Genomic DNA, 12,723 nt, shown 5'->3' with positions numbered 1-12,723 from the left:
GCGATCCGGACGCGGACTTGGCCCCGGACCCGGACGACGCCGAAGCCGAAGCCGACGGGGAGGCCTTCGCGGCGCCGGGGCCGCCCTTGCCTGCCGCCTCCACCTTCTCCTTCAGCTTCTGCGGGGTCAGCGGGTTGGCCTGGTCCCCGAAGATGTCCTTGCCGTCGAGCAGCACGGTCGGGGTCCCGCGGAACTCGCCCGCGCGGAAGGCCTCCTGCGACTTGTTCACCCAGCTGTCGTGCGTACCGTCCTCGACGCAGGTGCGGAACGCGGGGGTGTCCAGGCCGTCGACCTTCCCGGCCAGTTCCAGCAGCTTGGCGTTCTTGCCGAAGGCGTCGTTGGTCTCCTCGGGCTGGTTGTCGAAGAGCACGTCGTGGTACGGGGCGAACTTCCCGGCGTCCTGTGCGCAGGCGGCGGCGTTGGCGCTCTTGAGCGAGCCGGTGCCGCCCATGTTCCCGTCGATGAGGGTGACGATGTGGTACTCGACCTTGAGGAGGCCCTTGGCCTCCAGCTCGTGGACGGTCTCCCGGTAGTTGGTCTCGAAGGCCTTGCAGGCCGGGCAGCGGAAGTCCTCCCACACGGTCAGCGTGGAGGGGGCCCCGTCCTTGCCGGTCTGGATGGCGAGGGCGTCCTTGCCCGTGGCCCCTGACGGGGCGACCAGCGGGCCGCCCTTGGCGGAGGATCCGCCCTTGCCGGTGTTCGCCGCGATCAGGCCGACGACGGCCGCCAGCCCGAGGACGCCGACCACCGCCGCCGACACGACGAGGGTCCGCCGGCGCTTGTCCCTCGCCTTCTGCTTCTCGCGCTCCGCCTGGAGTCGCTCGCGGGCCGATCGTTTCGTCGCATCGCGGTTCGCACCGTCGTTCATGTCGCTCACGTTCGGCCAAACGAAGCAGGGAGGCACTCTCGTGCCTCCCTGCCCCTACTTCCACCCGATCGGGCTACAGAACCCGCTCAGGGGTCCGTCTGCGCGATCGAACGCGCCGCCCGTGGGCTCCGGCGTGCGCCTCAGCCGCGGCGCACGCCTTCGGCGAGCTCGCCCGCGAGCGCCTGCACCGCGGCCAGCCCGGCGGGCAGGTCCGGCGCGTCCAGCAGCAGCTTCACGAAGGCGGAGCCGACGATCACACCGTCGGCGAAGCCCGCGACCTCCTTGGCCTGGGCGGCGTTGGAGACGCCCAGGCCCACGCAGACCGGCAGGTCGCTGGTGGCGCGGGTACGGCGGACCAGGTCGGCCGCCTGGTTGCCGACCGACTCGCGGGTGCCGGTGACGCCCATCAGCGAAGCGGCGTAGACGAAGCCGGAACCGGCCGCCGTGATGGTGGCGAGGCGCTCGTCCTTGCTGCTGGGAGCCACGACGAAGACGGTCGCCAGACCGTGCTTGGCCGCGTGCTCGCGCCACAGAGCGGACTCCTGGACCGGCAGGTCGGGCAGGATGCAGCCCGCGCCGCCGGCCTCGGCGAGCTCGGCGGTGAACCGCTCGACGCCGTAGCGGTCGATGGGGTTCCAGTACGTCATGACCAGGATCGGGGCGCCGGTCGCCTCGTACGCCTCGCGGACCGTACGCAGCGTGTCGGCGATCTTGACTCCGCCGCGCAGGGCGATGTCGTCGGCGGTCTGGATGATGGCGCCGTCCAGGACCGGGTCGCTGTGCGGGAGGCCGATCTCGACCACGTCCGCGCCGCCGGCGATGACGGCCTTGACGGCCTCGATGGCGCCGTCCACGGTCGGGAAGCCGGCCGGGAGGTAGGCGACCAGGGCCGCGCGGTCCTCGGACTTCGCCTTCGCGAGGGTCGCCGACAGGAGTTCGATGGTGCCGCTCACTTGGTCTCCCCCTCGGTGCTGCTGGTGGTCTCGGCGTCGTACAGGTCGAAGTACCGGGCGGCGGTGTCCATGTCCTTGTCTCCGCGGCCGGACAGGTTGACGACGAGCAGCCCGTCCTTGCCGAGCTCCTTGCCGAGGTCCAGGGCGCCGGCGAGGGCGTGCGCGGACTCGATGGCCGGGATGATGCCCTCGGTGCGGGAGAGGAGGCGCAGGGCCTGCATCGCCTGGTCGTCGGTGACCGCGCGGTACTCGGCGCGGCCGGCGTCCTTGAGGTAGGAGTGCTCGGGGCCGATGCCCGGGTAGTCCAGACCGGCCGAGATGGAGTACGGCTCGGTGATCTGGCCCTCCTCGTCCTGCAGGACGTAGGAGCGGGATCCGTGCAGGATGCCCGGCTCGCCCGCGGTCAGGGTCGCCGCGTGCTCGCCGGTTTCCACGCCGTGTCCGGCGGGCTCGAAGCCGACCAGGCGGACGTCGGCGTCCGGGATGAAGGCGTGGAACAGGCCGATGGCGTTCGATCCTCCGCCGACGCACGCCGCGACGGCGTCGGGCAGGCGTCCGGCGCGCTCCAGGATCTGGCGGCGGGCCTCGACGCCGATGACCCGGTGGAAGTCGCGGACCATGGCGGGGAAGGGGTGCGGGCCGGCGACCGTGCCGAAGAGGTAGTGGGTGCGGTCCACGTTGGCGACCCAGTCGCGGAACGCCTCGTTGATGGCGTCCTTCAGGGTCCGGGAGCCGGACTTCACCGCGATGACCTCGGCGCCCAGGATCCGCATCCGGGCCACGTTCAGGGCCTGGCGCTGGGTGTCGATCTCACCCATGTAGATCGTGCACTCGAGACCGAACAGGGCGCAGGCGGTGGCGGTGGCCACGCCGTGCTGACCGGCGCCGGTCTCGGCGATGACGCGGGTCTTGCCCATGCGCTTGGTGAGCAGCGCCTGGCCCAGCACGTTGTTGATCTTGTGCGAGCCGGTGTGGTTCAGGTCCTCGCGCTTGAGGAAGATCCGCGCCCCGCCCGCGTGCTCGGCGAACCGCGGCACCTCGGTCAGGGAGCTGGGGCGACCGGTGTAGTTGACCATCAGGTCGTTGAGCTCGGCCGCGAAGGCCGGGTCGCCCTTGGCCTTCTCGTACTCGACGGCGACCTCGTCCACGGCGGCGACGAGCGCCTCCGGGATGAACTTGCCGCCGAAGTCGCCGAAGTAGCCCTCGGCGTTCGGGATGTGACCCTCGGGGTCCGGGATGAAGAAACTGCTGGCGCTGGACATGCCCAGGTACTCCTACGGATGCGACGCGGATGTCTTCACCGTATTGCGCCGTCCGCCCCGGGCGCGCACACCCCGCTGGGGCATGGGCGTACGAGGGTGCGGAGCGGCCCGCCCCGGAGCCGGCGGCTCGGGGGACGGACCGTGACGGGATGCCGACGGACGTGGGTGTACGACGTACACCGTCCGGCGGGCCTCGTTACGACGCGACTCCGGGTCGCCATCGCATGCCGTTGACCTGACCGGGCTCGGAGCCGATCACGTACCGGACCCGCCGCCCGCGCACGCGCCGGGCCGGGGCGCGGCAGCCGCGAGGGCGACAGCCGCGCGCCAGGGGCGCGTGCGCCGTCGGCACGCCGGCCAGGCCGGAGCCCGGTCGGGTGCGGACGGAGGGGCGATTTCGGGCCATGGGTGCGGGTCAGCTCCGCCCGTGGCGCAGGGCGGGGTGGGCGCCGGCGGCGACGAGGTCGGCCACGGCCGCCTTCGGGTCGCGGCCGGTCACCAGGGACTCCCCGACGAGGACGGCGTCCGCGCCCTCGTTCGCATAGGCGATCAGGTCGTGCGGCCCGCGGATGCCGGATTCGGCAACCTTGACGATGTGGGCCGGGATCTCTCCGACGATCCGCTCGAAGGTGGAGCGGTCGACCTTGAGGTCCTTCAGGTTGCGGGCGTTGACGCCGATGATCTTGGCGCCCGCCGCGACCGCACGCTCGATCTCCTCCTCGTCGTGGACCTCGACGAGCGGGGTGAGGCCGATGGACTCGGCCCGCTCGATGAGGGAGACGAGGGCCTCCTGCTCCAGGGCCGCGACGATCAGCAGCACGAGGTCGGCGCCGTAGGCGCGGGCCTCCCACAGCTGGTACGCCGTGACGATGAAGTCCTTGCGCAGGATCGGGATGTCCACGCGGGCGCGGACGGCCTCCAGGTCGGCCAGCGAGCCACCGAAACGACGCTGCTCGGTGAGGACGGAAATGACCGCCGCACCGCCCGCTTCGTAGTCGGCGGCCAGCCCGGCCGGATCGGCGATGGCGGCGAGCGCACCCTTGGAGGGGCTGGAACGCTTGACCTCGCAGATCACCTTGACGCTGTCGCCGCGCAGGGCAGCGACGCCGTCCTTGGCCTGGGGCGCCTTGGCGGCACGCTCCTTGAGCTCGTCGAGGCTGACGCGCGCCTGCCGTTCGGCAAGGTCTTCGCGGACCCCTTCGATGATCTCGTCGAGCACACTCACGCGAGCGGCCCCCTTCCGGGTCGATGACGGTCGGCCGCCTTGCAGACACGTACAACTGCAAGGTCAGCAGTTCAAATGGTATCCGCAGGACGCCTTGCCCTCCGCACGCGGTTGACGGCGTCCCATTAAATGGACATCCGGAATATTTACTTCAGCGATACCTCAGGGCGCCAGGAAAGAGCCCATGGGCAGGTTCCGGACAACGGAGAAGACCAGGGCCACCACACCGATCCCCCACCAGTACAGCGGCCGTACGACGAGCCTCGGGCCCGGCACCCCCCGATAGGCGCGAACCAGCCACAGGAGCATGACTCCGGCGAAGAAGAAGTAGCCGGCGACCGCCAGCGCATTTGCCCCGATTGCTGTCGCGAGATCGCCATGGGCGAACGCGTGTGCGCTGCGCAGCCCGCCGCAGCCGGGGCACAGGACCCCGGTCAGGCGGAACAGCGGGCAGACCGGATAGTGGCCGGGCTCGTTCGGGTCCACGGTCCCCACGTACGCGAGGGCCGCGGCGGCCGCGGCCAGCGTGAGCGCCGGACGCGCCAGCCGGCCGGCCCGGGACACGGGCGCGGGAGGCGGCGCGAGGTCGGTCGTTCCAGAGGAGGCGTCCACCCGCTGATTCTCTCCGCTCATGACAAAAGGCGCAGCCCGACAGGGCCGCGCCTTTCGAAAACCCGCGTACCGGCTACCGCCCGGTCGAGCCCGTCAGACCTTGGCGGCGACGCGGTTCGCGGCGATGACCTCGGCGAGGTCCTGGTGCGCGGCCTTCGGCGCGCCCATGCCCGCGGCCTTCATGGCCATGCCCACGACACCGCCGATGGCGACGACGACGAGGCCCGCCCAGAAGCCCAGCGGGTTCGCCAGCACCATGAAGGCGCCGGAGATGCTGAAACCGATGAAGGCGATGATGACACCGGTCCAGGCGGCCGGGGTGTGTCCGTGGCTAGTGCCCGCCATGAGTTGCTCCTCGTACTCGGGTGTGCTCTGTGGCACGCCGCACGTGCTGTGTCGAACGGTGCTGTGTCGAACGCTCGATGGTCATTGTCCCGTACCAGGAGGCGACCTCGTTCACGGGGTCGGCTCCGGGTTCAGGGGTTCAGGGGGTCGGCTCCGGGCCGGTGGGATCCTCGCCCCGGTCCAGAGCCTTCCACAGGTCCTCCGGCCGGTCCGGGTCCACCACGGCCGCCTTGCGGGGTCGGGGGCTGCCGTCGCGCTCGTAGCGGCCGCCCATCGTGGGCCAGGCGCTCCCGAAACGCAGCGCGAGCAGTCCGGCCAGCAGGATCAGCGCCCCGCCGGCGGCCGTCACGTAGGGCCAGGCCGTATGGGTCAGGCCGGCCACGTGGGCCGCGGTGTCGGCCGTAGTACGGGCCGCCTCCGCGTCCAGGGCGCGGCGGCCGTCCGCGTTGACCAGGGCGGCCGCCCCCGCGCCGAGGCCGCTCAGCGCGAGCAGCGCCGAGACCAGCAGCCGGCTCCGGCCGCGTACGGCGAAGACCGCGACCAGGGCGGCGAGCCCGACGATGGCCAGGGCGGCGGGCAGGCCGGTGACGGCCCGCCCGTCGGCGGTCACCGGCAGCGAGCCGCCGCCGATGGCGGCGACGCCCCGGGCCCAGACGCGGCCGGAGGCGAGCAGGACGACCGTGGCACCGAGCGCGCCGAGCAGCAGCGCGACGGCCACGCTGCGGCGGCCGCCGCGGCCCGAGGGGGCCTCGGGCTCGGCGGCGGCATCGGCGTGTTCGGTTCGGGGCGGGGGTACGGCACTCACGTACCCCACTATCCCCTACGCGCTCAGGCGCCGTGGAGGCGGTTCGCCGCTGCCACGGCGCGGAGCACCGCGGCGGCCTTGTTGCGGCACTCGGCGTCCTCCAGCTCGGGCACCGAGTCGGCGACGACCCCGGCGCCGGCCTGCACGTACGCCTTCCCGTCGCGCAGCAGCGCGGTGCGGATGGCGATGGCGGTGTCCGAGTCCCCGGCGAAGTCGAGATAGCCGACGCAGCCGCCGTAGAGCCCGCGGCGGGTGGGCTCCAGCTCCTCGATGATCTGCATGGCGCGCGGCTTGGGCGCGCCGGACAGGGTGCCGGCCGGGAAGCAGGCGGTGAGCACGTCGAAGGCGGTCTTGCCCTCGGCGACGCGGCCGGTGACGGTGGAGACGATGTGCATGACGTGCGAGTACCGCTCGATGCTCATGAAGTCGACGACCTCCACCGATCCCGGCTCGCAGACCCGGCCGAGGTCGTTGCGGCCGAGGTCGACGAGCATGAGGTGCTCGGCGCGCTCCTTGGGGTCGGCCAGCAGCTCGTCGGCGAGCTCGTTGTCCTGCTGCGGGGTGGCGCCGCGGTGCCGGGTGCCGGCGATGGGGTGGACCATGGCCCGCCCGTCCTCGACCTTGACCAGCGCCTCGGGGCTGGACCCGACGACGTCGAAGCCGTTCTCGAAGCGGAAGAGGTACATGTACGGGGAGGGGTTCGTGGCCCGCAGCACCCGGTAGACGTCGAGCGCGGAGGCGCTGCACGGGGTCTCGAACCGCTGCGAGGGCACCACCTGGAAGGCCTCGCCGGCCCGGATCCGCTCCTTCACGTCCTCCACGGCGTCCTGGTACTTCGCGCCGCCCCACAGGGCCGAGTACTCCGGCAGTTCGGAGGCGGGCAGCGGCATCGGCGCGTACGGAGCGGGCCGCGCGAGATCGGCTTCCATCGCGTCGAGGCGCGCGACGGCGTCGGCGTACGCCTCGTCCACGCCCGCGGCGAGGTCGTTGTGGTTGATGGCGTTGGCGATGAGCTGGACCGTTCCGTCCCAGTGGTCCAGGACCGCCAGGTCGGAGGTGAGCAGCATCGTCAGCTCGGGCAGCTTCAGGTCGTCCTCGGTGTGCTCGCCGATGCGCTCCAGCCGGCGCACGATGTCGTAGCCGAGGTAGCCGACCATGCCGCCGGTGAAGGGCGGCATCCCGGAGGCGAGGTCCCGGGGGGTGTGCAGGGCCTCCACCGTCTGCCGCAGGGCCTCCAGGGGGTCGCCGGAGGTCGGGACGCCCACGGGCGGGGTGCCGATCCAGTGGGCCTGGCCGTCCTGGACCGTGAGGGTGGAGGCGCTGCGGACGCCGACGAAGGAGTAGCGCGACCAGGAGCGGCCGTTCTCGGCGGACTCCAGGAGGAACGTCCCGGGGCGTTCGGCGGCCAGCTTGCGGTAGAGCCCGACGGGTGTGTCACCGTCCGCCAGCAGCTTGCGGCTGACGGGGATGACGCGGCGGTCGGCCGCGAGCTTGCGGAACGTCTCAAGATCCATGGCGTGGGACCTTACTTGTGATCGGCTTCGGCTATTCGGCTTCGGCAGTGGGGCCGGAGGGACCGGCCAGGGGCAGGACGTCGGCATCGAAACACGTCCGGGCACCGGTGTGGCAGGCCGCCCCGACCTGGTCCACCTTGACGAGCACGGTGTCGGCGTCGCAGTCGAGCGCGACGGACTTCACGTGCTGGAAGTGGCCGGAAGTGTCCCCCTTCACCCAGTACTCCTGACGGCTGCGCGACCAGTACGTGCAGCGGCCGGTGGTCAGGGTGCGGTGCAGGGCCTCGTCGTCCATCCAGCCGAGCATGAGCACCTCACCGGTGTCGTACTGCTGGGCGATGGCCGGGACCAGACCGTCCGCGGAGCGCTTGAGGCGGGCGGCGATGGCGGGATCGAGGGAGGACGTACTCATGGGAGCCATTGTGCCGGGCCCGGGGGACGATCAAGGATCCCTGTCCGCCTGATGGGCAGGCACGGGGCGGGTTCCAGCCGTAGGCTGGCCCGCATGTCTACCCATGCGAAGCGTGAACGACTGCTGCTGGCCGACCTGTTGGAGTCGGCGGGCCCGGAGGCGCCGACGCTGTGCGACGGCTGGCGGACACGGGAGCTCGCCGCGCACGTGGTGGTCCGGGAGCGTCGCCCGGACGCGGCGGGCGGACTCCTCCTGAACGTGCTGAAGACCCGCCTGGACAAGGCGATGGAGGAGTACGGGGCCAAGCCGTACGAGGAGCTCATCCAGTTGATCCGGACCGGCCCGCCGAAGATGTCCCTCTACTCGCTGAAGCAGATCGACGAGCTGGCGAACGCGGTGGAGTTCTACGTCCACGCCGAGGACGTCCGCCGCGCCCAGCCGGACTGGTCACCGCGCCCCCTGGACCCGGTCTTCTCCGACTCCCTCTGGTCCCGCCTGGAAAAGCTGGCCCGCCTGACGGGCCGCCGTTCCCCGGTGGGCCTGGTCCTGCGCCGCCCGAACGGCCAGACGGCGGTGGCGCACAAGGGTGCGCCGGTGGTGACGGTGACGGGCGAGCCCGGGGAACTGACCCTGTTCTGCTTCGGCCGCCAGGACGCTGCCGCGGTGGAACTGGACGGCCCGAAGGAGGCCGTCGCGAAGCTCACCAGGGCAGAGCTGGGCATCTGACCCACCTCCCTGACGCGCCGCTCGCGCGTTCGGCCCTGCGGGGCGAGGTCCCCTACCCGCCCTTCGCCCGTTCCCCTGGGCTCAAACGCCGGAGGGGCTGATAGATCCAGCCTCGCCGGCGTTTGAGGCGCGGGGTCTGGGGCGGAGCCCCAGGGGGTCCGGGCGCAGCCCGGGGAACGGTGGAAGGGCGGGTAGGGGACGGCCCCGCACGGTTACGCCAGGGCGAGCTCCGCGCGGCGGACCGCGGGGGCCGAGGTGCCGACTATGGCTCCGGCCATGGAGACCGCCGCCCCCGCCAGGAACACCGGGGTGACACCCCACAGATCGGCGGCGAAGCCGAAGGCGGGATAGGCCAGCGGGGCCAGGCCGACCGCCGTGAAGGCCATCACGGAGCTGACCCGCCCCAGGTACGAGGGATCCGTGGCCGTCTGGATGAGGGCGATGGCCAGGCCGCCGCAGATCCCGCAGACCAACCCCGTCAGCACGGCCAGTGCCACGGCGACCGGCAGGGTCGGGGCCAGAACCAGGCCGCCGATGCCGGCCGAGCCGACGATCAGGGTGAGGTTCTGGATGGCCCCGGCCCGGGGGAACCTCGGGATCAGGGTGAGCACGAGCGCGCTCGACGCCGCACCCACGCCCATCCCGCCGATGATCCAGCCGACCCCGCCCGGCCCCCAGCCGCGCTCCTCGGAGACCAGGATCAGCCCCAGCGTCATCGGCGCGGACGTGCCCAGCTGGCTCAGTGCCCCCGACAGCATCAGGGGCCCGATCAGCCCGTGCCGCCGGATGTAGCCGAGCCCGGAGCGGAGCTGCCTCCACGGACTCTCGGCAGCGGAAGGGGCGGCCGAAGCCGGAGCCGCCGCCGGCAGGGGAGCGATCCGTACCGCCATCAGCAGCACCAGCGAGACCCCGAACAGCACCGAAGCCACCGCGAAGGCGGACGCCGGCCCGCCCAGCCCCATCGCCAGCCCCGCCACCGGCGGCCCGGCGGTGTGCCCGACGCGTTCCGCGAGGCTGCGCAGCCCCTGGACCCGTACCAGCTGCCCGGGCCCCGCGATCCGCGGCGGCAGCGCCCCGACGGCCGGCATGAACAGCGCGTCCACGATGCCGAAGACCAGCGCGACGAGCACCAGGACCCACAGGCCCGGGGAGCCGAGGGCCAGGACGAGCGCCAGTGCCAGGACGACCCCGCACCGCACCGCGTCGGAGGAGATGACCACCAGCCGGGGCCCGAAGCGGTCGGCGACCACCCCGCCGCCCAGCATGAGCAGCGCCCTCGGTATCGCGCCGACCGCCATGACCAGGCCGACCTCGGCCGGGCCGGCCGTCTGCGCGGCCGCCCAGCCGAGGGCGAGGAAGTAGACCCCGTCCCCGACGAGCGAAGCCCCGTAGGCGGCCAGCCAGCGCAGGACGTTGCCGTCGCGCCACACGTTCGCGTTCACTGCGAGCCCCCCACGGGCGAAGCAGGCCTCAGCGGACCGGGTGGCCCGCTTCCCTCAGCGCTTCCTTGACCTGCCCGATGCGCAGGTCGCCGAAGTGGAACACCGACGCCGCCAGCACCGCGTCGGCGCCCGCCGCGATCGCCGGCGGGAAGTGCGCGAGCTTGCCCGCGCCGCCCGAGGCGATCACCGGGACCGTGACGTGCTTGCGCACGGCCGCGATCATCTCGGTGTCGTAGCCGTCCTTGGTACCGTCCGCGTCCATCGAGTTCAACAGGATTTCCCCGGCGCCCAGCTCGGCCGCCCGGTGCGCCCACTCGACGGCGTCGATGCCGGCGCTCTGGCGGCCGCCGTGGGTGGTCACCTCGAAGGAGCCGGAGGCCGTGCGGCGCGCGTCGACGGACAGGACGAGCACCTGCCGGCCGAAGCGCTCCGCGATCTCCTGGATGAGCTCGGGCCGGGCGATGGCGGCGGTGTTCACGCCGACCTTGTCGGCGCCGGCCCGCAGCAGCTTGTCCACATCGTCGGCGGTGCGGACGCCGCCGCCCACGGTCAGCGGGATGAAGACCTGCTCGGCGGTGCGGCGCACCACGTCGTAGGTGGTCTCCCGGTTCCCGGAGGACGCGGTGATGTCGAGGAAGGTCAGCTCGTCGGCACCTTCGGCGTCGTAGAGCTTGGCCATCTCGACCGGGTCGCCGGCGTCGCGCAGGTTCTGGAAGTTGACGCCCTTGACCACGCGGCCGTTGTCCACGTCCAGGCAGGGGATCACCCGTACGGCGAGGGTCATGCCGAGCCTCCCCCGACGGGGCCGAAGGCCTCGACCTCCACCTCGACGACCATGCTCGGGTCCACGAACCCGTTGACGATGAGCAGCGTCGAGGCGGGGCGGACCTTGTCGAAGAGCTCGCTGTGGGCGCGGCCGACCTCGTCCACGTCGCGGGCGTGCGTGAGGTACATGCGGGTGCGGACCACGTGCTCGGGGCCGAGTCCGGCCTGCTCCAGGGCGGCGAAGGCCACGGAGAAGGCCTTCATCGTCTGGTCGTACGGGCCGCCCGCGTCGGCCCCGGTGCAGCCGGAGACCAGGACGAGGCCGTTGGGGAGCTGGACGGCGCGGGAGTAGCCGAGGACGTCCTCGTAGGGGCCGCCGGAGGAGATGCGGCGGACGGCGGAGCTGTTCTCGGAACTCATGCGGAGACCACCTTCAGGGCTTCTTCGAGCGTGAACGCCTTGGCGTACAGGGCCTTGCCTACGATGGCGCCCTCGACGCCGGCCTCGACGAGCCCGGCGAGCGCGCGCAGGTCGTCGAGGGAGGAGATGCCGCCGGAGGCGACGACGGGCCGGTCGGTGGCGGCGCAGACGTTGGTCAGCAGCTCCAGGTTGGGGCCGGTGAGGGTGCCGTCCTTGCCGATGTCGGTGACGACGTACCGGGCGCAGCCCTCGGAGTCCAGGCGCGCGAGGGTCTCGTAGAGGTCCCCGCCCTCGCTGGTCCAGCCGCGGCCCTTGAGGGTGGTGCCGCGAACGTCGAGGCCGACGGCGATCTTGTCGCCGTGCTCGGCGATGGCCTTGGCGGCCCACTCGGGGGTCTCCAGGGCGGCGGTGCCGAGGTTGACGCGGGTGCAGCCGGTGGCGAGGGCCGCGGCGAGCGAGGCGTCGTCGCGGATGCCGCCGGACAGTTCGACCTTGATGTCCATGGCGCCGGTGATCTCGGCGACGAGCGCGCGGTTGTCACCGGTGCCGAACGCGGCGTCCAGGTCGACCAGGTGCAGCCATTCGGCGCCGGCGGACTGCCAGGCCAGGGCGGCCTGGAGCGGGGAGCCGTAGGAGGTCTCGCTGCCGGACACGCCGTGCACGAGGCGGACGGCCTGGCCGTCGCGGACGTCGACGGCGGGGAGCAGTTCGAGCTTCTTCGACGTCGTCATCACAGGGTCTCGATCCAGTTGGTGAGGAGCTGGGCGCCGGCGTCCCCGGACTTCTCGGGGTGGAACTGGGTGGCCCACAGGGCCCCGTTCTCCACCGCCGCGACGAACCGCTCGCCGTGCGTGGCCCAGGTGACCTTGGGGGCCTTGATCAGCGGGTTGGTGACTTCCAGCGACCAGTCGTGGGCCGCGTAGGAGTGCACGAAGTAGAAGCGGGCGTCCTCGTCCAGGCCGGCGAAGGCCTGGCTGTCGGCCGGCGCGTCCACGGTGTTCCAGCCCATGTGGGGGACGATCGGGGCCTGGAGCGGGCCGACCGTGCCGGGCCACTCGTCCAGTCCCGCGGTCTCCACGCCGTGCTCGATGCCGCGCTCGAAGAGGATCTGCATGCCGACGCAGATGCCCATGACCGGGCGGCCGCCGGAGAGCCGGCGGCCGATGATCCAGTCGCCGCGCGCCTCCTTGAGCCCCTGCATGCAGGCGGAGTAGGCACCGACACCGGGGACGAGGAGTCCGTCGGCGTCCATGGCCTTGTCGTAGTCGCGGGTGATTTCCACGTCCGCGCCGGCGCGCGCGAGGGCGCGCTCGGCGGAGCGGACGTTGCCGAAGCCGTAGTCGAAGACCACGACCTTCTTCGTGGGGGTCAAGG

The 12,723-nt window shown here is 72.3% G+C and carries 15 protein-coding genes and 1 pseudogene; 1 reads left to right on the top strand and 15 read right to left on the bottom strand.

Annotated elements, in window-relative coordinates; genetic code table 11:
- Positions 1–82: 82 nt before the first annotated feature.
- The 10 genes and pseudogenes from ACE1OC_RS29840 to hisI all read right to left on the bottom strand — a co-directional run.
- Positions 83–868 (bottom strand): annotated as a pseudogene (locus ACE1OC_RS29840) (DsbA family protein); the annotation flags it as partial.
- Positions 869–1,008: 140 nt separating this feature from the next.
- Entirely contained in the window at positions 1,009–1,821 is an 813-nt protein-coding gene (gene trpA, locus ACE1OC_RS29835) for a tryptophan synthase subunit alpha (protein ID WP_250743804.1), read from the bottom strand.
- On the bottom strand, positions 1,818–3,083 hold the full coding sequence (trpB, locus tag ACE1OC_RS29830) for a tryptophan synthase subunit beta (RefSeq protein WP_407839609.1): 1,266 nt from the start codon (positions 3,081–3,083) through the stop codon (positions 1,818–1,820). Before trpB ends, trpA begins: the two co-directional genes overlap by 4 nt.
- Before the next feature lie 196 nt (positions 3,084–3,279).
- Positions 3,280–3,489: a tryptophan biosynthesis modulator TrpM gene (trpM, locus tag ACE1OC_RS29825; RefSeq protein WP_250743802.1), complete on the bottom strand. Its 210-nt coding sequence runs from the start codon at positions 3,487–3,489 to the stop codon at positions 3,280–3,282.
- 9 nt (positions 3,490–3,498) lie between these two features.
- Positions 3,499–4,308 carry an indole-3-glycerol phosphate synthase TrpC gene (gene trpC / locus ACE1OC_RS29820; RefSeq protein WP_250743801.1) on the bottom strand — a complete coding sequence of 270 codons (810 nt, stop codon included), beginning with the start codon at positions 4,306–4,308 and terminating at the stop codon, positions 3,499–3,501.
- 162 nt (positions 4,309–4,470) lie between these two features.
- Complete coding sequence (locus ACE1OC_RS29815) at positions 4,471–4,941, bottom strand: DUF2752 domain-containing protein (protein ID WP_407839608.1); 471 nt, start codon at positions 4,939–4,941, stop codon at positions 4,471–4,473.
- Between the two features lie 72 nt (positions 4,942–5,013).
- Positions 5,014–5,265 carry an HGxxPAAW family protein gene (locus tag ACE1OC_RS29810; protein WP_407839607.1) on the bottom strand — a complete coding sequence of 84 codons (252 nt, stop codon included), beginning with the start codon at positions 5,263–5,265 and terminating at the stop codon, positions 5,014–5,016.
- Positions 5,266–5,404: 139 nt separating this feature from the next.
- Positions 5,405–6,079, bottom strand: coding sequence for a TIGR02234 family membrane protein (locus tag ACE1OC_RS29805; protein WP_407839606.1), 675 nt, complete (start codon positions 6,077–6,079; stop codon positions 5,405–5,407).
- A 14-nt stretch (positions 6,080–6,093) separates the two neighbouring features.
- On the bottom strand, positions 6,094–7,584 hold the full coding sequence (locus ACE1OC_RS29800) for an anthranilate synthase component I (protein WP_407839605.1): 1,491 nt from the start codon (positions 7,582–7,584) through the stop codon (positions 6,094–6,096).
- A 31-nt stretch (positions 7,585–7,615) separates the two neighbouring features.
- A complete protein-coding gene (gene hisI, locus ACE1OC_RS29795; RefSeq protein WP_250743796.1) occupies positions 7,616–8,005 on the bottom strand; it encodes a phosphoribosyl-AMP cyclohydrolase in 390 nt (129 codons plus the stop codon).
- A gap of 84 nt (positions 8,006–8,089) precedes the next feature.
- On the opposite strand from hisI, the gene ACE1OC_RS29790 reads away from it, so the two are divergent.
- Positions 8,090–8,722: a TIGR03085 family metal-binding protein gene (locus ACE1OC_RS29790; protein WP_407839604.1), complete on the top strand. Its 633-nt coding sequence runs from the start codon at positions 8,090–8,092 to the stop codon at positions 8,720–8,722.
- A 212-nt stretch (positions 8,723–8,934) separates the two neighbouring features.
- Here the strand turns inward: ACE1OC_RS29790 and ACE1OC_RS29785 are convergent, their stop codons facing one another.
- The 5 genes from ACE1OC_RS29785 to hisH are packed head-to-tail and all read right to left on the bottom strand — an operon-like array spanning position 8,935 to position 12,721.
- Positions 8,935–10,164, bottom strand: a complete 1,230-nt coding sequence (locus ACE1OC_RS29785) for an MFS transporter (RefSeq protein WP_407839603.1) — start codon at positions 10,162–10,164, stop codon at positions 8,935–8,937.
- A 28-nt stretch (positions 10,165–10,192) separates the two neighbouring features.
- On the bottom strand, positions 10,193–10,948 hold the full coding sequence (hisF, locus tag ACE1OC_RS29780) for an imidazole glycerol phosphate synthase subunit HisF (protein WP_250743792.1): 756 nt from the start codon (positions 10,946–10,948) through the stop codon (positions 10,193–10,195).
- Positions 10,945–11,349, bottom strand: coding sequence for a RidA family protein (locus ACE1OC_RS29775; RefSeq protein ID WP_407839602.1), 405 nt, complete (start codon positions 11,347–11,349; stop codon positions 10,945–10,947). Before ACE1OC_RS29775 ends, hisF begins: the two co-directional genes overlap by 4 nt.
- Complete coding sequence (gene priA, locus ACE1OC_RS29770; RefSeq protein WP_407839601.1) at positions 11,346–12,080, bottom strand: bifunctional 1-(5-phosphoribosyl)-5-((5-phosphoribosylamino)methylideneamino)imidazole-4-carboxamide isomerase/phosphoribosylanthranilate isomerase PriA; 735 nt, start codon at positions 12,078–12,080, stop codon at positions 11,346–11,348. Before priA ends, ACE1OC_RS29775 begins: the two co-directional genes overlap by 4 nt.
- A complete protein-coding gene (hisH, locus tag ACE1OC_RS29765) occupies positions 12,080–12,721 on the bottom strand; it encodes an imidazole glycerol phosphate synthase subunit HisH (RefSeq protein WP_407841717.1) in 642 nt (213 codons plus the stop codon). The genes priA and hisH overlap by 1 nt, the downstream gene beginning before the upstream one ends.
- Positions 12,722–12,723 lie beyond the last annotated feature (2 nt).

The organism is Streptomyces stoeckheimensis (assembly GCF_045822005.1).
Lineage (GTDB): Bacteria > Actinomycetota > Actinomycetes > Streptomycetales > Streptomycetaceae > Streptomyces > Streptomyces stoeckheimensis.
Note: the sequence above shows the minus strand (reverse complement) of the source record. Positions and strands in the feature narration are given on the sequence as shown.

Coding starts and splice junctions, on each gene's coding strand:
- trpB (WP_407839609.1), bottom strand. CDS start 3,083: ATGTCCAGCGCCAGCAGTTTCTTCATCCCGGACCCCGAGGGTCACATC.
- trpM (WP_250743802.1), bottom strand. CDS start 3,489: ATGGCCCGAAATCGCCCCTCCGTCCGCACCCGACCGGGCTCCGGCCTG.
- ACE1OC_RS29815 (WP_407839608.1), bottom strand. CDS start 4,941: ATGAGCGGAGAGAATCAGCGGGTGGACGCCTCCTCTGGAACGACCGAC.
- ACE1OC_RS29810 (WP_407839607.1), bottom strand. CDS start 5,265: ATGGCGGGCACTAGCCACGGACACACCCCGGCCGCCTGGACCGGTGTC.
- ACE1OC_RS29800 (WP_407839605.1), bottom strand. CDS start 7,584: ATGGATCTTGAGACGTTCCGCAAGCTCGCGGCCGACCGCCGCGTCATC.
- hisI (WP_250743796.1), bottom strand. CDS start 8,005: ATGGCTCCCATGAGTACGTCCTCCCTCGATCCCGCCATCGCCGCCCGC.
- ACE1OC_RS29790 (WP_407839604.1), top strand. CDS start 8,090: ATGTCTACCCATGCGAAGCGTGAACGACTGCTGCTGGCCGACCTGTTG.
- hisF (WP_250743792.1), bottom strand. CDS start 10,948: ATGACCCTCGCCGTACGGGTGATCCCCTGCCTGGACGTGGACAACGGC.
- ACE1OC_RS29775 (WP_407839602.1), bottom strand. CDS start 11,349: ATGAGTTCCGAGAACAGCTCCGCCGTCCGCCGCATCTCCTCCGGCGGC.
- priA (WP_407839601.1), bottom strand. CDS start 12,080: ATGACGACGTCGAAGAAGCTCGAACTGCTCCCCGCCGTCGACGTCCGC.